Here is a 22,754-nt window from a genome sequence, read left to right as displayed (position 1 = left end):
CCAGTTTATGCTAGATGACCGAGAGCGAACCCTGAATGTGCAATCTCTATTCGATGACCAAGAACGTGGACGCGATCCGGCGGCTGTTCGGCGCACTCAACAGCAGGGTTGGTAACTTGCCGTCGATGCCAGGTATCTTCCCGGACTACCCGGCACCGATCGTCCGCAACGCACCGGCTGGGACTGAGATCGCCATGGCGCGCTGGGGCATGCCGTCGTCGCAGCGGGCACTCATGGACGCCACGAAGAAGCGAGCGCAGAAGCTTGAGGCCAAGGGCAAGACTGTCGACTTCAAGGAACTCCTGCGGGTGGAGCCGGACAGCGGCACAACCAACATCCGCAACGTCAACAGCGCGCATTGGAAACGATGGCTCGATCCAGCCCATCGCTGTCTGGTACCGTTCACGTCGTTCAGCGAGTACGACACCATCGACGGCAAGAAGGTGCCCGTCTGGTTCGCGCCCGACGAGAGCCGACCGCTACTCGCCTTCGCCGGCCTCTGGACGAACTGGACGAGCGTGCGCAAGGCCAAGGAAGGTGAAGTCACCGCCGATGTCTATGGCTTTCTCACTTGCGATCCCAACGAAGAGGTCAAGCGGGTCCACCCGAAGGCAATGCCGGCCATTTTGACGACGGCCGAGGAGTACGACACCTGGCTGCGCGCCCCCTGGGACGAGGCCAAGGTGCTGCAGCGTCCCCTTCCGGATGGGACGTTGAAAATCGTCGCAAGCGGCGAGAAGGAAGACCCCGCACTGGCGGCGTAGCACGTGCACAAGGCGGCGGAACAGGTGGAAAAGCCGCGGCCACCACGATTGCGAATCCCTGCCCTGTGCTAACCGCCCGGAACAGATACGAGGCGGGCGGATTCGTCCCGCCAGGAACGATCTCCCGGAGTTTCGTCGCAAGCGGCCGCCCGAGCGATCGGCGAGGTACTCGACTCGATCGGCGACACCTGCCCTGAATGCCCGTCGGAAGATTGAGGCTGACTTCGCCGCGACTTGGCTTGCGGACCCCTGTACAATCCGCGCATGGTCTCTCCCGATCTGGAACATGGCATCTCGACCGCGCTCCACCGCAAGATCATCCATATCGACATGGACGCTTTCTACGCGTCCGTCGAGCAGCGGGATAACCCCGACCTGCGCGGGAAGCCGGTCGCGGTAGGTGGTTCGGCAGAGAGGGGCGTCGTCGCCGCCGCGAGCTACGAAGCCCGCAAATTCGGCGTTCGCTCCGCCATGGCCTCGGTCACCGCGAAGCGGCAGTGTCCCGACCTGATCTTCGTCAAGCCGCGCTTCGAGGTCTACAAGGCGATCAGCCGGCAGATCCGCGAGATCTTCGCCGAGCACACGCCGATCATCGAGCCACTATCGCTCGATGAGGCCTACCTGGACGTCACCGAGAATTTGCAGGGCATCCCGCTGGCCAGAGACGTCGCGCTACGGATCCGCGAGAAGATCAAGGCTGAGACAGGCCTGAACGCCTCGGCGGGCATCTCCTACAACAAGTTTTTGGCGAAGCTCGCCTCCGATCACCGCAAACCGAACGGTCAGTATGTCATCTCGCCGGAGATGGGACCGGCCTTTCGAGACGCTGCCGGTCGGGAAGTTTCACGGCATCGGGCCGGCGACCGCCGCCAAATTCAACGCCTTCGGAATCTGGACCGGCCTCGACATCCGCAACCAGACCCTCGCCTTCCTCCAGGAGAACTTCGGCAAGTCCGGGACCTACTACTACTGGATCTCGCGCGGCGTCGACGAACGGCCTGTTCGAGCCAACCGGATCCGAAAGTCGGTTGGCGCCGAAAATACATTCTCGATCGATCTAACCGAATTTGAAGCCATGGTGGCAGAGCTCGAACCGTTGATCGACAAGGTCTGGCGGCACTGCGAGTCGGCAGGCACCCGGGGACGAACGGTGACGCTCAAAGTGAAGTTTGCCGACTTCGAGATCATCACGCGCAGCCGATCCGTTTCTTCGGCTATCGCGAACCGCGATGAGCTCGCACATCTGGCGATTGGCCTGCTGGAGGACAACATGCCCCTTCCAAAGGCGGTGCGCCTGCTAGGGGTGTCGCTGTCTTCTCTGCAAGGGGAAATCGACACAGAGCCGCAACTGGATTTCGGGATTTGAACAGGACTATCCTTGCGCTCGCGACCTCCAGCCGGGCTTTCTCCTTCTCCCAACGGGCTTCTTCGACCTGCGCTGTTCCTCGAGCGCCCTCGCTGACTGGTCGCAGATGCCCCCTTGGCCGACGGATTATTCCCACCCGACCGTCAGCTGCAAGACGTAACCGGCGGAGAGCTGTCCACAGGCACCGATGCCTCGCCCGATCGCATCCGATAGAATGCAGTCAGGCGCGCACGGAGCGCGGCTTCATCTATTGACCGGGAACATGACCGATCCCCTAACCCTGGCCGAAATGGCGGCCGCGCTCGAGCAATCGCCCGATTATCGGGTCTTGCGCCGGCTCGTTCCGCGGTCAGAATTCGCCGCGAGCAACGGCGAAGCAGCCAAGACTGCTCTCCTGCTGGATGTCGAGACGACTGGCCTCAATCCGACCTGCGATCAGATCATCGAGCTCGGAATGGTCAAGTTCGCCTATCTCCCGGACGGCCGGGTCACCCGAGTCCTCGATACCTTCGGCTGCTTCAACCAGCCATCGGTGCCCATCCCCGCGGAGGTTACGGCTCTCACCGGGATTACCGACGAGATGGTCGATGGGCACAGCCTTGACCCGGGTCGCGTTGCGGCCTTCGCGGCAGATGCCGTTGTCGTCATTGCCCACAATGCCGCTTTCGATCGCAAGTTCATGGAGCGTTACTGTCCGTCGTTTGAACATCAAGCGTGGGCGTGTTCGGTCAGTGAGATTGAATGGCGCAATCACGGCTTCGAAGGCTCGCGACTGCCGTATCTGCTGATGAAGGCGGGCCTGTTTCATGAGGCTCATCGCGCCGTCGATGACTGCCTCGCGCTCCTCGAGATCCTGGCCTTGCAGCTCCCCCATCACAATCGGACTGTTCTTTCCGCTCTGCTGGAGCGCGCGCGGCGCAAGACCATCAGGATCTGGGCCGAACAGTCGCCGTTCGAGCTGAAGGATGAACTCAAGCGACGCGGATATCGCTGGAGTGACGGTACCGATGGACGGCCGAAGTCCTGGTACATCGATGTCGACGAAAGCGATCAAGACGCGGAAATCGAGTTCTTGCAAAAGTTGATCTATCAGCGGGAACTGGAACTGCGCATTCAGAGCTTGACTGCATTCAACCGCTTTTCCGTCAGGGTCTAGAAGAGCGCGGTGCGCCCGCTGCAAAAATCTCGGCGAAATCTGCAGCAGGGCAGTTGAAGATGACTGGGGACAAAACGCCGGATCAAACACCTGCGCTTTGCCATTTCATCCAAAGGCGACGCTCGTTGTTCGGTCAGAGGCGCCCACCATCGTCGGGATCCCGATTTCGATGGATGTCCGAACGATCCACTCTTCGTGTATGTGTTGGGGCGACATTCCAAGTGCGAAGAGATCTGATCGCCAAATCGGCTTTCTTCAACAATTGGCGCAGCGGTGGGCACTCGGGATAGTATCGGACGAGTGTAGCCTTAACCTCATCAAGGTTCACAATGTGCCGATCCCAGCTTGTGGGTACCGCAGCGAGTGCGTCCTCTTCAGGAAGCTCGTGATAGTAGAGATCGAAAAACACGTCGTCCGAAAGCTCGTCGCGTTTATATTCACACTGGACCCAGTTATCGAGCTCGCAGCGGATCGCGTCGACGCGTCGGTGAACGCCAGCGCGTGCCCTCGTCCCGATCAGGATCGACTTCAGCAGTCGTCCGACCAATTTGTGTCCCTCAATCGGCATGCGGGACTTCGGCCGGCGCCGCGCGCCCGAAAGAACCATGCTATATGCAACAGAGTTGTTGGAGCCGCGCCGCTCGCCAGCCATCTTGACCTCGGGCACCTTTGCCTCGATCTCCGCCAACTGACCCGGACTGACAAAAGCGGGCACGATCGGCCTCGACTCTCCATCCCAGGCCGACGCCACGATGGGAGCCGGTGCCTCCGCCAACCGCGAGATCATTTGCTCCAGCAAATACCCCTTGGACATATCGGCCAAAAGAAAGAGCGATGTCCCGCCGTCAGGCCGATACATTCCCTTCCAAGGCGAAACCGCGACCGCCCAACCAAGTCGCTCAGCCCATGCATGCTGCTCGGGACTAACGCTGCTGCGGGCGTAAGGCTCATTTGTGCGGATAAAGGTCTTTGCTGCGGGATCGAACCACGCTGCGTCGTGGTCCGAGCCCGGCATCCGATTCTGGAATTGCCCTCGCGGGAAAGATCGCTTCGCTTTTGACGGAACGAGTCTGGTCGCCTCAATAAACTGAATGGTCCTGGCAGCCTCGCACGCGGCCTCCCGCGCCGCCTTCTGCGACGACGCAGTGTACGTGTCTCCAAGATGATCAGGACCTTCGCGGCGCATCGTACCCAGCCCCCGCGATGCCTTGTATTGCGCCGGCTTAAGAAGCGCGTCGAGGGTCTTGCCGAGGGGCATTTTCAGGATCTCGCAGCCCGTTGCCTTGGTCATACGATCCCGCCAAGAAACGGATATGTACAGCACGGGCGATGCCCCAGGGGCTGCAAGGCCGCCCGCAAGCTTGCGCAGCGCATGCTTATAGTTTTCGAAGCCGGCCGCCTTTGATGCCTTGTCCAAGGCGACGGCATGCTGAATGCCATCAGACTTCTTGAATCGCTTGGCGAGTTGTTTGATGCCCTCGATAGAGGACGGACGAATATGATCGTTCGACACGTCAGGTCTCCCGGCCCTTAGCGAAGCGTCGCCCGTCAACCACCTCTCGAGCCCGACATGACATGGCGGGAACGATTGATCTGGACAGCGCCTCAACGGCTTCGCTACGACGGGCGGCAGGCTCCTGCCGGGAGCCGACTCGAAACATACCACGACCGAGACGTTCGCGAAAGGATACCGCAGGATACGGGGAAACTTCGGGTTGCCGCTACTTTATTACCTCTTTGGAGTGACCCGAGATCGTGGCAGTGTCGAACCAATGGGCAGGTTGTGCAGCACGGCCTGGGGGAATGAATGCGCATCGTCTACTTGGAAGTAGAAAATTTCCGCGGCATCAAAACGTTGAAATGGGCACCCTCCCCCGGCATGAATTGTCTCATTGGCCCCGGGGATTCGACCAAGACCACCGTGCTGGACGCGATCGAGCTGTGCCTCAATCCCAGGTCCTACATTTTTGCCGACGACTGCGATTTCTTCGATCTCGATATTAAGGCGCCGATCCGGATCACCGTAACGCTTTCTGACCTGCCACCGCAGCTCAAGGCCGAAGATCGATATGGGCTCCACCTCCGCGGCTGGGATGTCTCGGCCAAAAAAATCATCGATGAGCCGGGACCAGGCTTGGAGGAAGTGCTCTCGATCAACGTCGTCATCGATCAGACCCTAGAGGCTCGGTGGTCGATACATAATGACAGGATCGACGCGCTCGACAGCGATCCGCCGACGATCCGGTTCAAGGACGCCAAGCAGCTTGCGACGAACCGCCTCGGCCCCTACGCGGAGAGACATCTGGGTTGGGGGCGGACCTCCGTGCTGACTCGCATCGGCGAGGCGGGCGATGGCTTCAGCCTGCAACTCGCTGAAGCGGCCCGCGCCGCCCGTTCCTCGTTCAAAGCCGGCGACCGAAATGTCTTCAAGAGCGCCGTCGATCGAGCGGAGGAGCTGAGCAAGCTCTTCGCAGTGCCTGTGCGGGGCAAGTTTACGGCGGAGCTCGACGTACAGGGTGTCAGCATCACTTCAGGCGGCATCTCACTTCATGATGGCGATCTGCCATTGCGCAGGCTCGGCACAGGCTCCGCACGTCTTCTTGTGTCGGCTCTCCAGCACGACGCCGGTCCCCCGCATGTTGCGATCATCGATGAGATCGAGCACGGCCTCGAGCCGCATCGTATCGCTCGCCTACTAAGATATCTCAAGGCGCCCAAAGCCGCCGCCGACGCGGCTCAGCCGCAGATATTTGCAACCACACATTCCCCGGTCGTGATCCGCGAGCTTACTGCGGCCGATATCTTTTCAGTCCGGTCAGATGTCGGCATCATCACCGTCAAGTCCATCTCTGCTCTTGCAAGGGACTCCGACACTGCACAACGCCATCTCAGAGGAAACCCCGAGGCCTTTCTCGCCCGGAAAATACTGGTTGGGGAAGGCCGCACCGAACAGGGGCTTGCCCGCGGCCTGGACGAATGGTGGCAGACGTCCGGCAATGACTCATTTGCCTTGCAAGCTACTGTCGCAATCGACGGGGGAGGTAAGGACAAAGCACCCCTTATCGCCGAACATTTACGTGACCTTGGCTATGAGGTCTGGCTTCTCCTGGATTCCGACGAAGAACCGAATCAGACAGATCTGGAGCGCGCCAAGGGGAAAGGCGCAGTTGTTCACCAATGGCCTGACAAGTGCTCGACGGAAGAACGCCTGTTTCTCGACCTCCCCTGGGCTTGTATACGCTCGATGATCGCACTCGCCATTGAATTCAGCAGCGTCGAGAGCGTCAGGGCCGTGATTGACAACGCTCTGTCGGCAGTCGGGCTCCCCACCGCCACGGCAGCTAAGCTCGGCAATGACCGCGATACCGTGCAAGTCCGACGTATCCTCGGCAAGGTCGCGAACGACAAGAAGTGGTTCAAAACAATCGAGCGCGGCGAACGGCTGGCCGCGCTCATCGGGCCTCATCTTAGCGCTGTTTCCGACAAGCCTCTCAGCATAGGTGTTGCCGCCATGAGGAAGTGGGTCGATGGCAAATGATGACGATATTGCCCGGCTCGCTGTTAGCATCCGCCGTGGCAGCATTGTCGCCGCAGCTGGGTGCGGAAAAACGGAGCAGATCGCGCTCGCCGTCGGAATCTCCGATCGGCGTAGGCTGATCCTTACGCACACACATGCGGGCGTCGATGCCCTGACCAAACGCCTGCGTAAGCACCAAGTTGCGACCGCAAAGTACCGCATCGACACCATTGCTGGGTGGTGCTTGCGATTTGCGGCATCGTTTCCACAACGTTCGGGACTCGCCGCGTTTGCGCCGGCAACAAGCGCCCACTGGGACGATGTCTACCGTGCCGGCGCGCGCCTGCTCGATAGCGGCGCTGTCGATGGCGTTCTACTCGCATCCTATGGAGGATGCTTCGTCGACGAATATCAAGACTGCACCAAACAGCAGCATCAAGTTATATCACGGCTCGCCAACCTTTTGCCGACTTGCGTGTTCGGCGATCCATTGCAAGCGATCTTCGACTTCAGAGATCAGCAACCGGTCGACTGGGATAGCGATGTATTTCCCCTGTTTGAGCGTTCGGCCGAGCTTCTGACGCCGTGGCGCTGGAAGAACGCAGAAAATCTGGAATTGGCCGAGTGGCTGCAGGGCGTCCGTATCGCGCTTGAGAACGGCAATGATCTCGACCTGCGATTAAGACCACGATGTGTAACTTGGACCTCCCTGCCCGCGCCAGCTCAACACCGTCAGAGATCCGTCGTCGGGGAATGCCTCGCTTCCATGCGCGACCCCGTGCAAGGCAGCCTGATCGTCATTGGCGACAGCACAAGCGAGAACCGACGTTCCGCACTGGCACAAAAACTTGCCAAGCAGGGTTTTGGCAGCCTCGAAGCAATCAGTTGCAAGACCCTCTATGCCGCCGCCAAGGGGATCGATCGGGCGACCGGGTTGGCACGAGCAAGAGCAATCGTCGACTTCGCGTCAAAATGCCTGACCGGTCTCGAAAGGGCGGAGCTCCTCAAAGCGCTCGGAGCCCGTCAGCAGGGTCGACGCCTGGGACAGGCCAAGTTCGGCTCGCTCTTCCCACTCACCGACGCCGTGATCTCCAGCGGTTCGGAAGCGAGCATTCTCGCCCTCCTACAAGCTCTCCACGGCAGACCCGGCGTCTACTTGTATCGTCGTGAGATGTTCTATGCGATGCGATCCGCCCTGCAATTGAAGGCCACACGTCAACTTGATACGCTAAGCATTTCGATCTGGGAAGTTCAAAATCGGATGCGGCATGCAGGACGCCGCCTCGGTAACCGAAGCATCGGTAGCACATTGCTGGTGAAAGGCTTGGAGTTCGAGCGCGCGATCATCATCGCAGAGGACTCGATGACGAGAAAGGATTGGTACGTCGCGCTAACCCGGGCCACAACGAGCCTTCGGATCATGTCGCCGGCAGAGCGATTCCGGCCGTTACGGGATCAAACCGAGCATAGCCGCGCTCAATAGCTAGGTTGGCGACTGGGTAATATCTATCGATATGTGCACGTAGGTTGAGCCTCGCCCCGTACGCGCTTAGCGATGGCAGCTCCATCACGATGATTGCCTCACCGCGTGGGCTGCAATGGCGGATTGGAACGCTTCATGGATGTCACGAGATCGCCGCGGAAAAAAGGCTCTCATTTCTCCGTCTTCCAGCGGATATTTCTTCAAATTGAAGGTCCCGTAGAGTTCGCGCATTTCATAGAATCGAACGGGACGTCGCCTGCCATCCAACGCTGTGACGATAGCGTACTTTACAGCTTCCTTGCAGCGCATTCCGAAGATGACCTCTTCGAGCTCCAGTGGGGAACGCTGCACCCCGCGCCGCCCAATCAAACGCCATTCTTGCTCGTATCGCCAACTCGCTGCCTTCCGCAACAGAACGGCTTCGTCAACCTGACGACGAGCGTCCTTGTCGCCGTCGAGCATCGCTAGGACCTTGCTGGCATCGACGAGCCGCGTGCCGCCGTACTTAACCTGATGGAGATCGTCGAGCACATCAGACGGCACCGAGTAACCGATGCAGACACCGTGATGCTGATCGCCATAGTGGCTCCACATCAACGGGCAGGTGGCGCGCTGCCCCAAGGATACAATGCCCTTGTCGTATTGCAGCAACAGTTCCTTCTCCAGATCGCTGCCAAGCAGTAACTGAAGAGGGTCGTCTACTTCGTAGCTGGGATCGGTAGCATAGAAGCTGATTTCCGAAATGACTTTATCGGCTCGTTGTCGGCTCAGTCGATCGATGTGACCCAGGGCTTCCGGACCCTGGTACCCGATTGTCTGAGCCGCGGCTTTCATCTCCGCACTCACGCGTCGTTCGAGGAGTTGCCGTAGTGCGCGTTCCAGATCCGAAGCCGGAAGGTCAATGTTGAGCGAGGGTCGAGAGTCGAGCGGATCATTGAACGTGCTCGGATCGGCATAGAAGAGATTATCCGCGATGATCATATCGAGTGTGAGATTGTTGAACGCGCGGTATTTGAACAGCCGCCTCGGAATGTTTCGTTTTTCTGCCATGGCTCCCCCTTGAGCAGCGATTCGTGTTTGCCGGTTTTGGGCTACGAATCGGATGAGTGGCAACACGGTGCACCGCTGCAGGAGGTTTCGGCGTAGAGCAGCGAAAACGGCGGCACATCGTTCTTTGGCAGCCCAAGTCCTTGATCTTTACAGATCTTTGGCTCCTGCCCGCCGCAAACTGATGGAAAAAGGGACACCAAACTTGACACAGGACGCCAAAAGGGGTGATTTACTTGGCGCGAGTCGGGGACGAGGAAGCCGTACCAATCATGCAGACCAAGACCTTTCAGCAACGCCTGGATACTGCTTTTCCCTACGACAGCTACGCAAACACGCTCCGGGCCCTGCGCGAAGGCATCGCCGCCGGCGACGACGTGATCAAAGGCACCCCGATGTTCTCGTCAAAGGTAGGCGACGACATGCGCGGTCTGATCCGCCGCGCCGGCATTCTGATGCGTTTCGAGGAGATGTGCAAAGCCGGCGACCTCCCATTTAAGTGCATGCTGACGCCGATGCCTCGCGGCACCTGGCACTGGCTCGACATCTACAGCGGCGACTGCCACGGGCACATCGTCCGCACCGAGGACCCGACCAAGTTTCCGGAAGACACGCCAAACCGTCAGGACGCGAGGGCGTCGAACATGCCGAATTTCTTCGAGACCGAGGAGGAGCGGATCATCCGCCTGGCACCGCCGAAGCTCTACACATGGCTGACGTACCGCGCGGCGCCGGACGGCCGGCTGTCGCACGCACTCTGGCAATCGCCGTCAGCGAATGCTGACGAGTGGCTCGCCCGTATCAACCTGATGGCCGTGGTGATTCAGAAGAAGTCGGAGGACACAAAACGGCCCGCGGCGGTCGACCCGAAATCCAAGATGAAGCTTAAGGACAACGTGGTCTCGATAATCGAAAAGAAAAAGAGCGACGACACCAAGCGTTGAAGGCGTGCCCATGTCTGCGAGGATCATTCCCGAGAGGATTCGGGAGGCGCGCGAGTCCGTCGGCATGACCGACGAGCAGTTCGCCGACGCGATCGGCGTGAGCCGCCAGTCCGTTGGCACCTATGAGACTGGCGCCTTCGCACCGCGCGGCGACGTGTTCAGCAAGATCATCGCCATCACCCGGCAGCCACCGGGTTTCTTCATAACGCCGCGCAAACACACCGCCGAGCGCTTCCTGACGCCGACGTGGCGCAGCCTGAAGCGCATGCAGCGGCCCGACCGCCTGCGGATCGGCCGTCGGCTGGAATGGGCGTTCTACATCGCAGAGTCCCTCGCGGAATACGTCGAGCTGCCGCCAGTGCACTTGCCCGCTATCGAGTTCGACTACGAACGCGATGGCAACGAGCGGATCGAGGAGATCGCCGATCAAATGCGCGAGTTCTGGAACGTCGGCTTCGGTCCGATCACCGATCTGGCTCCGCTGCTCGAATACCACGGCGTCATCGTGATCGAGGAGCCGGTGCGCTGCGAGGACATGGATGCCGTCTCCCGCTGGCAGGGTGGAAGACCATACGTGCTCTACGCCGCCGACCAACAGAGTAACTCGCGCAAACTCTTCAACATGGCACACGAGCTCGGCCACCTCGTCCTGCACAACGCTGTCGAGGTAAACAGTCGCAACCTGGACCGGCTTGAGAACCAGGCCAACCGGTTCGCCGGTGCCTTGCTCCTGCCGCGCCGAACGTTCGCGCGGGAAATCGCGAATACCACCATCGACTACTTCCTATCCCTCAAGGGCCGATGGCGCGTGGCGGTGGCGGCTATGATCTACCGATGCAAGGATCTCGGGATACTGAACCCGGACCAGGTCAAGTACATGTGGAAGCAAATGAACGCCCGCGGCATCCGCAAGCGAGAACCGCTCGACAACGCTTTTGCGCTGTCGAAGCCGACGGTTCTCGGCTCGGCCGCGCGGATGCTGATCGAAAACAATATCAAGCTGCCCACTGAGATCGCAGAAGATGTGCTCCTCAATGCGAGCGATGTAGAGTCGCTCTGCTCGCTGCCTGCCGGCAGCCTGCAGAACAAGGTGCTGTCGTTCCCAACGTTGCGGCAGGTTTAGATCCCTACCGACCGCAAATCCGCCGCTGTTGTCGGAAGCTGCCCCTCGGGCAGCTTCGTGCGGGCCACGGCCGTGCGGCCGCATTGCCGGGCGGGCCGCTCACTCATGGTGAGCAGTTGCGGGAGGATCGTTGGCAATATCGCTGCCGCGCCCTACTATGCGACTCACTATGAGTGAGCCGCGCGACCATCATTTTATTCCTGCGTTCTATTTATCCCAGTGGACCGGCGCCAACGGCAAGCTGGTTGAGTACAGCCTGAAGAACGGCAAGCTCATCGCGAAGCCTGTCGGGCCGCGGGCAACCGGGTTCGAGACCGATCTCTACGAGTTTGCCGATCTGCCACCGGAGCAGCGCCAGTACCTTGAAACGGTGTTTTTCAACTACTTGGACCGCACGGCGGCCGACGCCCTCGATATTCATATCGGAAACGGCTTGCCGTGGACCAATGAACTCATAAACGCGTGGTCGCGCTTCGTCTTCGGGGTGCACTTCCGGCATCCGCATGCGATGCCTGAGCTGCGCGCCGCAGCTAAAGCAATTTGGGACGGAAGCGGCGCCGCGTTCCAGTCTGAGTGGGAAAAAATCAAGCCGCCAGAAGCGCCGGCAACCTTCGACGAATATCTTGCTACTGTCGACCCGTTCACCGCGGCGAAGATGCGCGTCAATCTCATCATCAAGAACTTCGACAATGAAACGCTCATCACGCATATGAACAAAATGCAGTGGGCAGTCATCGATGCTTCGGGGTCGCCGAGGCGTTTCGTCACGTCCGACCGACCAGTCTGCATTCACAATCTTGGTGGGCCTGACGGGGTGATATTCATTCCGATTGGCCCGACCAAGCTATTTCTTGCCGCAAACCAGCAGAACTCCATTGCGTTGGTAGGTGCCCAAAAGCCACCTGATCTGGTCGATCGCGTAAACGAGTTTGTCACCGGGCGCGCAAGGCGGTTCGTATGGGCCGGCGACCAGTCGCAAGAGGCATTTGTCCGAGCCAAGATGTCGAACGAGATGGAGCCGTTGCCGCTCTTCCCTAACATCGGCAAGTATCCAACCGTGGATTGAATACAGTCGAATCTAGTATTGTCGCGCAATCTTGGGCCTTCCCCAAGGCGGTACGCGTATCCCCAATTTTACGCCCCCATCATTTCAATTAATCGAGGCGCCCAGGTGGCAGCAGTCAATCTCGACTTCCAGCGCATTCGCTCCTTCGGAGGGTCCCAAAATTACGCCTTCGAGGAATTGTGCTCACAGCTTGCTGCGCTGGAGCCCCGGGTATCCGGTGACGTTTTCTACCGGAAGGGCGTCGGAGCGGACGCAGGTGTCGAGTGTTTCATGCGGCACGGTGACGGCTCGGAGACGGGCTGGCAGACAAAGTATTTCTTTAAATTTGACGCAGGTCAGGTTGCGCAGCTCGACAAGTCCATCAAGCGGGCGCTGGCCAAGCATCCGCGACTTAACCGGTACATTGTCTGCATACCGTTCGATCTGTTTGACCAGCGCACCGGCAAAGCCAAAACCCAGCTTTCGCGCTGGCAGGCCTGGGTCAAGAAATGGACGACTGCCGCAACCAAAGCAAAGCGCAAGCTCGTCATCGAACTGTGGGGACATTCCGAGCTTGTGGAGCGGTTGGGCCGCGACAATCCGCTCTATTCCGGTAGGGCGGCTTTCTGGTTCGATGAGACCTTTCTAACTTCCGCATGGTTCGTGAGCCGCTTTGAGCGGGCACGCGTTAGCCTCGGCCAGCGCTATACTCCCGAAACGAACGTCGAATTGCCGATCCGCCGTACCATCCTCGGCCTGTGCCGCGACCCGGCCCTCCTTAGCGAGGTGCAAGCATGGGGTGAGAAACTGGAAGAGGCGCGTCACGATGTCATCGATCGTCTGAAGCGGCTGAACGCGGACACGGTACTGGCTGCCGAAATCACGGCGGTTGAGGCCACGACGAGCGCGCTCAGCTCACTATTGTCGGCGACGCCTGATGATCCCGCCTATGTATTTCCCATTGATCGCCTTCAGTCGCTGGGGAGCGATGCCCTTGTTGCGGCTGGCCAAGTCATGCGGGCCGTTCGCAATCTCAATCCGCCGCCTTCGAAACGCGACGATGACGCGCGCTACCTGTATCACGCCATGCGCGGGCTCGAGGAGGCGTTGGACACCATCATCGAAGGGGTGGCCGGTGATAGCTGGCGCCTGGTGAACGGCCGATGGGCGTTGGTGACAGGGCCGGCCGGCATCGGCAAGTCACATCTGTTCGGAGATGCCGTCGATCATCAGGTCGCGAATGGCCGCCCGTCGCTTCTTATACTCGGCGGCACGCTGATTGATGACGACCCGTGGGCGCAAATCATCAAGCAGCTTGATCTGCAAATCTCTGTAGAGAAATTTCTCGGCGCCCTCGACGCCGCAGCGCAGGCGGCAGGTACCCGGGCCGTCATTTTTGTCGACGCCATCAACGAGCGGCATGGAATCGCCATCTGGTCACACCGGCTGGCCGCATTTCTCAAGACCATCGAGGATTTCCCGCGCGTCGCCCTCGCCTTGTCGTGTCGCTCGACTTATTTGCCGTACATCCTGCCGGCGGGCCCTGGGCCCGATTTGACTCAAGTCGAGCATGTGGGATTTGCCGGCCGCGCGGCAGAGGCCGCCCGCTACTATCTTGATAAGCGCGGCATTGTGCGCATGGCGGCACCGAACCTCATCCCGGAATTTGAGAACCCGCTCTTTCTCAAGACCTGTTGTGACTATCTCGAAAAGGAACAACTTCAGGAATTTCCACGCGGCATGCGCGGGGTAACGGAGATCTTCGGCTTCTACTCGGAAGCCGTTGCAAAATCCGTCGAACGGCAGCTCGGGCTCGACCATAAGCTTGGCAGGGTCGCCAAAGCGCTGGAGTCGCTTGCGGCCGCTTTCGATGAGGGGGAGCGCGGCTTCCTCGAATACGATAAGGCCGATGCGCTCATGGAGGCCATCGCTCCGGCGCATGGCGTGTTTGAACGAAGTCTGCTCGCCAGGCTGGTGAGCGAAGGAGTCTTGGCGGATGAACCCGTGACGGGAGATGATGGGGCTATCGTCCCCATCGTGCGCTTTTCGTTCGAGCGGTATAGCGACCATCGAATTGCGCGCCAGCTTCTTGACAAGCATCTTGATGTATCGGTGCCGAAGGATTCGTTTTTGCCGGGCACTCCGCTGGAGGCCTACCTCGAAGGCGAAAAGGCCTACGAGCATGCGGGCGTTCTGGAAGCGATGGCGGTCCAGTTGCCGGAGCGCTGCGGGCTCGAACTCCCGGACGCCATGCCCAAGCCGCGGAACAGGCTGCTCCTGCTGCGCGTGTTTGTTGGCAGTGTGCTTTGGCGCGAGCAGCGTGCATTCACGCAGCGAACCCTTGATTTGTTGAAGGACGCTTCGCGCTCCTCGGGCCGTAACGAGGCCATGCGCACGCTGCTTGCCGTCGCGAGCGAGCCGGATAATGCGTTTAATGCTGAATATTTGCACGGAAGACTTGTCAAGCGGGCGATGCCGCAGCGGGACAAGACTTGGTCTATATATGTTGCTCAGGAGGGCGACGAAGAGGACAGCCCCATCGAGACCTTGATTAGCTGGACTCTCCAGAACGGCTTTGAAGCAATCGAAGAGAAACGCGCCGAACTTGCCGCCATCGCGTTGAGCTGGCTGTTTACGACAAGCCACCGTCTTATCCGGGACCGGGCTACGAAGGCGCTGGCGGCGTTGCTTGCGACGCGGCTGACAGTGGCTGCCGGCCTTGTTCGTCGTTTTCAAGACATCGACGATCCCTATATCCTCGATCGTGTCATGGCTGCCGCCTACGGAGCCGCCTTGCAGGGAATGGCGAAGGACGGGTTGGGTGAGCTGGCGGAGGCGGCGTATCGTTGCGTGTTCGACCGCGATGAAGCGCTTGCCCATGTCCTTATCCGTGACCATGCACGTGGAATTATCGAGCTTGCCCATATGAGGGGTGTTTTGCCGGCAGGCGTCGATCTAACACGGGCGCGGCCTCCGTATCTCAGCCCATCGGGCATTGAGGATGTGGCGGATGCCGTCATTGCGACCTATGTGCAGGAATATGCCCCAGGAAAGAGCTTTCGCGATGATATTGTGAACTCCAGCGTGAACGACGGCGATTTCGCACGCTATGTCATTGACGGCCCGGTCGGAAAGTTCAGCGCGTTTCCAATCACCCTCATTGAGCAGAGCCAGGAGCAAATCTATCGCAATTGGATCAGCGATGTGGTTGGCCGGATCCCGAATGCGGAAGCGCGTCTCAGCGAACTCATCGTAGCCTGCGATGCGTGGCGGGCCAATCAGGGGCCCATAGGTCCTTTCAGGTTCAAGTTCCTGACCGTCGATGACTCAGAGCAGGAAAAGGATGAAGTCGAAGACGACGGAGATTTTGAAGAAGAGGATGTGAGCCGGTTCGAGCAAGCCGTCGATGAAGCGGAAGCGCGGTTGCGGGCCACTTTGGGTGAGGCCGAATGGCTGGAGTACAATAACCGGGCTCGCCATGTTGTTCGCAACGATTTGCGCGGCGCAAAGCGTTACTACACCTGGCCACCATCCTTTGACCGGATGCGGGCGCGGCGTTGGGTTTGCAAGCGTGCCCACGATTTCGGCTGGACTCCGGAACTGTTCGGAGAATTTGACCGGAATTACGGGAACAGAGACAGGACGAATCATCGGATCGAGCGCATTGGGAAAAAGTATCAATGGATAGCCTTTCACGAGTTTCTGGCTCGTTTAGGCGATAACTTTTGCTTCGTTGGGTCGAGTCGCGACGACGGGCTGCGTATCTTTCAGGGGCCATGGCAAGTGAGCCGACGTGATATCGATCCCTCCCTTTTTGTCACAAAGACCCCTAAGGAAGCCCGGCAGAGCGACCGGACATGGTGGATGCCGGCTCAGGTGAACCTCCGCGCGATGTCGCCACAGTCGCGTCTCGCGTGGCTCGATACGCCGGAAGATATGGTGAATGACGCGTCATTGCTGAGCGTGACGGATCCGAAGACGGGTCGGGCATGGCTCGTTGTCGATGAGTTCGAACGCTGGAATTGCTGGGTCATGCGAGAAGGTGAGCGAATGCTCGATCGGCAGACGGCGTTTGAGATTCGCTGTTTTCTGGTGCGCGCCGCGGATCGCAGCAAGGTTGTGCAGGAATTGTCAGGAAAACTGTTTAGAAGGCATTCCGATCTTCCTGAACTGGACAAGTCGTCGGACGGGTATATCGGCGAATACCCCTGGCATCCGCTGTATCATGATGTTTCCGTGTGGATGAGCCCTGAAGATTGGAATGGATTGGTCGTCGAGATTCAGCCTACGGTTACAGACTATCTCGCTGAGCGCAGTGGTCACGACTATTCAATCGAGGAATCCTTCAGCTTCAGCGTGCCTGCACCGGGGCTCATTGCCGGGCTTAAGATGCACCTTTCAAACGGGCGGGACCTCTCATATTCGGATGACGCGGGTAAGATACTCTTTTTCGATCCGTCAACGCATGAAGCGGGACCTGGTGCCGCTCTGGTGGACCGCGATGCGTTTCTGTCGTTCCTCGCACGCGAGGGGCTTGAAGCCGTCTGGATTATCGCCGGGGAGAAGGAAGCGCACGGCGGAAGAAAGCACCGCGAGGGTTGGGGCGGCTCAAAGAGCTTTACGTCCATCTATTGGCTGGCTAATAGCAAATTCGATCGCAAGAATTTTGTGGAGCGTGAACAGCCAAGAGGCGAGCAGCTCGAAAGGTTCTATGATGAACCCGGCGTGCCGATGCCACCAGCTCGCGCGAAAAAGCCGTCATCCGCATCGGGCGGGAAGAAGAAGGGCTCGACTAGGAAGAGCGGCGCTTCACGACCAGCACGCGCGGCAACAGCCAAGAAGCCCAAGGCTAAGTCAAAGGCCAAGTCCAAGGTAGAGCCGAAGCGCGCAAAAGGAGCTGCACGGCCAGTGCCAAAGAAGGCAAAGAAAACGAAGAGGAAACCCCGCCGTTAGGCGGGGTACATTGCCGCAGGAAGTCCGCCGCCCGCTGGGCATGTGCTGCCGCGGCATGCGGCCCAGCACCGAATGAGTGCGAATCAGGTCCCGTCAGCTAAGATGGCTGATGTTTCAATTGCCGCTTCATTCTGACCGGAGGTATCCACCGGAGAACCGTTGTATCTACTGCGGTTGCGAAGATGCTCTTACGGACGAGCATATTGTTCCACTGGGGCTTGGCGGCCGCTGGCTATTGCCGAAAGCGAGTTGCCGACCTTGCGCAGCCATCACAGCCACATTTGAGGGGGTTGTGCTTCGCGCCATGCTTGGACCGCTGCGAATGTATTATTCGATGCCCTCGCGCCGAAAGAAGCAAAGGCCCGAGAAGCTGCCCCTGAAAGTTAAACTCACTCCGGATGCTGACTTTTCCTTCATTGAGGTGGCGCAGGAGATCTACCCGTTTCTTATCCTGTTTCCCAATCTAGCTATGCCGGATGAGTTGACCGGGAATGTCACGGAAGGCGAGCGTGGCGCCAAGGTGAAGACGCTTTGGATTAGAGCTGCGTCCTTTCGGGATGGCATCATGCCCCATCTGGAGAAGCTCGCTCGCCACTTAGGCGTCGCCTATATCGAGCCGCAGGCCCACTTCATCGCGCCACCGTTCTTTCGCTTGCTGGCGAAGATCGCCCACGCATTTGCTGTTGCCGAGATGGGCGTTGGAGCTTTTCAACCATTTCTTCTGCCGATCATTTTGAGAGAAGAGACAACAAATAGTGTGCAATTTATCGGAGGGGTCCAGGATACTGAGCCGGCGGGCGAAGGACTTCACGAGCTGGCGCTACTCCCTCATCAAGGTCCGTCGAAGGACGTTGTTGCAGTTCGCATTCGCTTGCTCGCTCTTTTGGAGACGCCAACCTATTTTATCGCCGTAGGACAACGAGCCAGATGAACGAGCCGCGCGATCACCATTACGTTCCGCAATTTTTCCTCCGAAATTTCGCGACAGACGCCGAGAAGCGGAAGATAACGACCGTTGCAAAGAACGGCGATTTTGCGGTTTGGGCGGAGCGGTCAATCGAGAGTCTCGGATTTGAGCGTGACCTCTACGTCTTCATGCAGGGAAAGACACCTGTATCGGTTGAGAGCAGGATCAACAGCCGCATCGAAACGCCGATATCTCGAAGCGATACATGGGCAAAGATTGCAAGCGGGCGAACCGAAGCGCTGGATCGATCCGACAAAGCGATTCTCTACGCGCTCATCCGGCACTTGGAAGCGCGAACTCCCCACTACCATGCAACCAATATGGAGCTCGCGAAACTTGCGGCGTCGCCAGCCAGCGCTATTCCCTTCTCGGACCAAGAACGCATCCAGTATTCGGAGATGCGATCCGCCCCCGAATTGGCGAAAGAGTTCTTCACCAATATGGCGTCGTCACTTGAGTGGACGGAGCAGAACTTTCGTGGATCAGGGATCATGATTATGCGGTCGAAGATTCGGCTTCGCTCATCGAGCACGCCCGTATTAGTGATCCCCGCGCCACCAGACCCGAGGCTTTGGCTGCCGTTGCCCGGAATGACGCCCTTTCAGTACATCTTGACTTTGACGCCGACGACAATGGTTAGCCTTGTCCTCGGTGATTTTGATGATGCTTTCGCGAACTTCGAGAACGAGCCAGACGTATCACGGGGGATAAATCGGTATTTCGTCGGTCAGTTCGGCCACAACAGCTACACCCGCCATTTGATTGCCGACCGGGACGGCCTGTCCGCGGAGATGGCTTGGGCCCAATTCCAAACACTAGAGGACAGTCCACGAAAAATAGTATTCCGCAGAAATAGTACCGCCTGAATGATGTCAGAACGGGTCGGTCCATTACCGCGCGATCTTTCGTGCCTAAGCCGTCCGGCCGGGCGCTTATGCACAAGCGCCGCGAGGGAGAGGTTTGTCCCTTGCAAGGCCGGGCCCGTGTAATTCGAGCCGCCCCGGCCGGTCCTCGGTCTGGCGAAGACTAGTCGTCTCCGTTGAAGCATAGGTTTGTGTCGGTGTCAGTGGTACGCGTGCGTTACACCGGGCCCGTCGAGGCTTGGAGGAGCCAGCACCGCCGCGGGGCGGCAGTGGTGTCTGCCGGGTCGGCGATGCCAGCAGGGCGTCGAAGTCCTCCGGCTGGGTCAGGAGGAGTTTGCTTTGGTCGTTGTCACGGTCATGCCGGCGTAACCGCCGTTTTGCTCTCCGTCTTGGGTTTGAGAAGCTGGAGAGAAGAGCGGAGTTTCAGGCGCATCGGCAACCAATCGCTTGCTTGGAAAAAATGCTACGTCGTATCCTTCATACGATTGCACGCCCACCGGCAAGCACCAGGCCTGCGAGCGAACAAGAGTTGTGCCGGTCCGTTCTCCATGTTGTCTGACGAGATAGGTGCATTATGAGCTATTATGTACGTGCAAGCGACGCGATGCCGTTGCAGGTTTGGAGAATTGATGATGTGTCGGCGACGTGCCTGGGCGTAACTAATCCCGAAACCGGCGCTGGAACATACTTCAAGGCCGAGCCGGGCGAACCGATATTGGATGCTGTCAAGCGTCAGGCCACGAGTTGGTTTGCGGCAGACGGCCAAAGCCCATTTCACAAGAGCCCCTTGAAGCCGGGAGAGTTCTTCCCTCGGATGGCGCGGCCAACGAATGAATGGTCAAGCGCTCCTATCGGCTTCAATCCCGGTGTTGAGGGCGATTTAGCCTTCATCGCAACCGCGCGCGGGCAAACGAAAGCACTTACCCGGCAGCTTGATCGGATTTGCCAAACCGTTCATCCAAGCGAGGGAACGCTGAAAACATACGGGCACGATATCAGGAATCTTCTGATTCTCGCGTGCACCGAGGTAGAGATGCATTGGCGCGGCGTTCTCTCCGCTAACGGATATCTAAGAGACCGATATGATACGCGCGACTACGTGAATCTGCGATCCGCGATGAAGCTCGACCAATACGAGGTATCATTCTCCAATTTCCCCTGGCTTTCACCTGTTGGTCCATTTGGCGGCTGGGGCTACAACGGGAGGCCCAGTCAGGATCTGGAGTGGTACGACGCGTACAACGCGGTAAAGCATGATCGAGAGAACAGCTTTGAGAGAGCAACGTTGGCGCATTGCTTTGCCGCAGTGAGCGCCTGCTTTGTCATGATGACGGCGCAGTTCGGTTCTGCGGCGGGCTTCGATGGGGGTATTGAAACAGGAGCGTTCTTTGAGATTGTGGCTGTGCCGGCATGGGCACTGTCGGAGATCTACTTGGCTGTCGGTGATGAGCACCACAAAAGCTGGTGTCCGATAAATTTCGATTTCAGCGCAGGGAAAATCACAGGAGGCTGAGCAGGAAGCACGCTTCCGCTCGTCAGCCAGTCTATATCGTCTTCTCCAAATCGGTTGGGCTGTCAGACCGGGTAGTGTACCCGTGACGTCGGTACCACGCGATGAGGCGCTCCTCCGGGAATCCGGGCTCGAGCGGGCGTGGATAAAGTGTCACGCGCTCGTAACCTTCCGTGCGGGCAATAGCCTCAACCTTATCGAGTAGCTGCGCGCCGAGGCCAGAGCCGCGGAGTCTGCTGGGAACGAATAGTTCGTAAAGGACAAGACAGCCAAGCTCCGCAATATCGTCGAGCGCGACGAAGCCGATCTCGGAACCGTCCCGATAGGCGATATACTGAGTGGTGCGCTTTCCTCGTTTGCTTGTGGCAATGCGCTGGCGAATGTCTGCGTCATTGCAAGAAACGTCGTCACCGATTGCGACGAGCGTAATTGCTAGAATTTCCACTCATCCTCCCAAAGGCCTAGTACCATGGGGGCAACAAGCCCGTTCTTGGAAGGCGGGCGCTGCAATTCCTCATGATGCATGCCCAATGAAAGATAAATGAGCGCGGCGCGCGCCAATTTTAGCACCCGAAGAGTCCTCCTGAAAAATTCCTCCCGTTGCACGGAGAATGCGAGCCTATCGAGAAACAAATCCGATGGACCTGTGGGCGGCAGCAAGATTTCATGGACCTTGAGGTAGCTGTGTTCGAGGCAATTCCGAATAATGTAAAGCTCTTGCGCGTCGGGTTCGGCAGTCGCTTGCAGCTCCGCATCGAAGAGGTCCCTGGAAAGCCAGTAGAGCCCACACAACGGCCAATTCCGGGAGTTCAGAAACTCCTTGCGGATGCCGCGCTTCCAATCCTGATTGTCGTACCAGATTGTCTTGAAATAGATCTGCCTTGGATTGACGCGGAGTTTTGCATAGTCGTTGAGGAAGAACGCTATTTTGTCGAATAGCGAATAAGCGATGCGGAAGGCCGCCTTCACTTTCTCAACGGCAATGGAGTAGCTCGGATAGTCAAGCGTGTTGGGAAGCGTCACGCCTCGATCCGCGAAATGCGGCGTGTCAGCCTCCATGCCGTCATAGAGCATCCACCGGGCGGATATGTATTCCTGCTTCATTTGATTGAAGAGGCCGATGAGCGTTGGCGGCTCGTCTATCTTTGTTGTGAAGCTTGGAAGGCCGAATATCTCCTCGGCGCTGATTGAATGCCGTCCAAGATCGTTGAGCGGGTTTAGGAATAGTCCGTTGTCCAGCACCCATCGGCGATAGTTCTGCTCCTCAGGGCTGTCGCCCAAAGAATAGCCATCCATGTGCAACGACTTCTGGACGGCTGCGCAATCGATAAGGCGCTCGATTTGCTTTTGTTTTTGTGCACAGGCGGCCTTGGCGTCGTCGTCAGGATAGCCGGCATAATCTGCGTCTGGAGAAAGTGCAGCAATGAGGTCTTTATGTGCAAAGAGCAGGAAGACATCCGTATGGCCGTCGTCATAGAGGCGTCTTCCATATTCAGATAGGCCAAGACCGCGATTTCCAAGCGCCATTCCAAATCGGGGATTGACCGAAAGAGCGCGGCTCCACATGGGGACAGCTTCGACAAAGCGCCCCAGCGAGTTCAGGAGATTGGCGAGATTCGTGAAGATCTGGGCCCGGCGCACCGCGTCGAGATTCTCGAAGCCCGGATGGCGAGTGGCCCTGCGCAGGAACCGTATCTGCTCAAGCGCTTCGGGCTGATCCCAACTCCAGGCGATATTGGGGTCCCGATGTTTCGTGCGTTGCCGTGCATGCCATGCATTTGCGCGGAAGTAATCGAGGGTTGGAATATCCGTGCCTTTCAGCGGCCGCTGTTCCAGCTCGTCGCACCACGCCAGCGCCTTATCAAGCCCATCACCCCGGCCCAAATCCGAAGACAGATCAATGAGAGAACCGAGCGCCTCCATGGCCCGGGCATCTGCGTAACGGGCGAGATTGTCCAGCTTCATGAGCCGTTGGAAGATTTTCTCGAAGTCCGTCGCCGAGGACATATCTGAAAG

Annotated in this window: 15 protein-coding genes and 1 pseudogene; 12 read left to right on the top strand and 4 right to left on the bottom strand. The window is 58.6% G+C overall.

From position 1 onward, the window contains the following. Positions 1–35 precede the first annotated feature (35 nt). From K289_RS0131305 to K289_RS0131295, 3 genes and pseudogenes are all read left to right on the top strand, one after another. Entirely contained in the window at positions 36–764 is a 729-nt protein-coding gene (locus tag K289_RS0131305; protein WP_027555089.1) for an SOS response-associated peptidase, read from the top strand. 264 nt (positions 765–1,028) lie between these two features. Then, positions 1,029–2,130, top strand: a pseudogene (gene dinB, locus K289_RS45785) (DNA polymerase IV). A 262-nt stretch (positions 2,131–2,392) separates the two neighbouring features. Continuing rightward, positions 2,393–3,286, top strand: coding sequence for a 3'-5' exonuclease (locus K289_RS0131295; RefSeq protein WP_027555088.1), 894 nt, complete (start codon positions 2,393–2,395; stop codon positions 3,284–3,286). 133 nt (positions 3,287–3,419) lie between these two features. Here the strand turns inward: K289_RS0131295 and K289_RS0131290 are convergent, their stop codons facing one another. Then, positions 3,420–4,799: a DUF5623 domain-containing protein gene (locus K289_RS0131290; protein ID WP_245284051.1), complete on the bottom strand. Its 1,380-nt coding sequence runs from the start codon at positions 4,797–4,799 to the stop codon at positions 3,420–3,422. Positions 4,800–5,093: 294 nt separating this feature from the next. On the opposite strand from K289_RS0131290, the gene K289_RS0131285 reads away from it, so the two are divergent. Both K289_RS0131285 and K289_RS0131280 read left to right on the top strand, forming a co-directional pair. Further along, positions 5,094–6,824: an ATP-dependent endonuclease gene (locus K289_RS0131285; RefSeq protein ID WP_027555086.1), complete on the top strand. Its 1,731-nt coding sequence runs from the start codon at positions 5,094–5,096 to the stop codon at positions 6,822–6,824. Further along, complete coding sequence (locus tag K289_RS0131280) at positions 6,814–8,286, top strand: UvrD-helicase domain-containing protein (protein WP_027555085.1); 1,473 nt, start codon at positions 6,814–6,816, stop codon at positions 8,284–8,286. The genes K289_RS0131285 and K289_RS0131280 overlap by 11 nt, the downstream gene beginning before the upstream one ends. An 84-nt stretch (positions 8,287–8,370) precedes the next feature. Here the strand turns inward: K289_RS0131280 and K289_RS0131275 are convergent, their stop codons facing one another. After that, positions 8,371–9,336, bottom strand: coding sequence for a DUF2971 domain-containing protein (locus tag K289_RS0131275; protein ID WP_027555084.1), 966 nt, complete (start codon positions 9,334–9,336; stop codon positions 8,371–8,373). Positions 9,337–9,605: 269 nt separating this feature from the next. On the opposite strand from K289_RS0131275, the gene K289_RS0131270 reads away from it, so the two are divergent. The 7 genes from K289_RS0131270 to K289_RS45775 all read left to right on the top strand — a co-directional run bounded on the left by K289_RS0131270 (position 9,606) and on the right by K289_RS45775 (position 20,741). Then, complete coding sequence (locus K289_RS0131270) at positions 9,606–10,277, top strand: hypothetical protein (RefSeq protein WP_027555083.1); 672 nt, start codon at positions 9,606–9,608, stop codon at positions 10,275–10,277. A gap of 10 nt (positions 10,278–10,287) precedes the next feature. Then, positions 10,288–11,400, top strand: coding sequence for an XRE family transcriptional regulator (locus tag K289_RS0131265; RefSeq protein ID WP_035686449.1), 1,113 nt, complete (start codon positions 10,288–10,290; stop codon positions 11,398–11,400). A gap of 169 nt (positions 11,401–11,569) precedes the next feature. Further along, positions 11,570–12,466, top strand: a complete 897-nt coding sequence (locus tag K289_RS0131260) for a DUF4238 domain-containing protein (protein WP_245284050.1) — start codon at positions 11,570–11,572, stop codon at positions 12,464–12,466. Between the two features lie 105 nt (positions 12,467–12,571). Beyond that, positions 12,572–17,398: a hypothetical protein gene (locus K289_RS45780; RefSeq protein WP_051311001.1), complete on the top strand. Its 4,827-nt coding sequence runs from the start codon at positions 12,572–12,574 to the stop codon at positions 17,396–17,398. A 322-nt stretch (positions 17,399–17,720) separates the two neighbouring features. Further along, positions 17,721–18,329, top strand: a complete 609-nt coding sequence (locus tag K289_RS0131250) for a hypothetical protein (RefSeq protein WP_198024805.1) — start codon at positions 17,721–17,723, stop codon at positions 18,327–18,329. Continuing rightward, a complete protein-coding gene (locus tag K289_RS0131245) occupies positions 18,326–19,231 on the top strand; it encodes a DUF4238 domain-containing protein (RefSeq protein WP_027555079.1) in 906 nt (301 codons plus the stop codon). Before K289_RS0131250 ends, K289_RS0131245 begins: the two co-directional genes overlap by 4 nt. Positions 19,232–19,802: 571 nt before the next feature. Beyond that, entirely contained in the window at positions 19,803–20,741 is a 939-nt protein-coding gene (locus tag K289_RS45775) for a hypothetical protein (RefSeq protein ID WP_156918291.1), read from the top strand. Positions 20,742–20,772: 31 nt separating this feature from the next. Here the strand turns inward: K289_RS45775 and K289_RS47930 are convergent, their stop codons facing one another. Further along, positions 20,773–21,183, bottom strand: a complete 411-nt coding sequence (locus K289_RS47930) for a GNAT family N-acetyltransferase (RefSeq protein ID WP_051310998.1) — start codon at positions 21,181–21,183, stop codon at positions 20,773–20,775. Then, positions 21,171–22,745 (bottom strand): LA2681 family HEPN domain-containing protein, encoded by a 1,575-nt coding sequence (locus tag K289_RS0131230; protein ID WP_051310996.1) that lies wholly within the window; start codon positions 22,743–22,745, stop codon positions 21,171–21,173. Before K289_RS0131230 ends, K289_RS47930 begins: the two co-directional genes overlap by 13 nt. Positions 22,746–22,754: the final 9 nt, after the last annotated feature.

Source organism: Bradyrhizobium sp. Cp5.3 (assembly GCF_000426265.1).
Taxonomy (GTDB): Bacteria; Pseudomonadota; Alphaproteobacteria; order Rhizobiales; family Xanthobacteraceae; genus Bradyrhizobium; species Bradyrhizobium neotropicale.
Note: the sequence above shows the minus strand (reverse complement) of the source record. Positions and strands in the feature narration are given on the sequence as shown.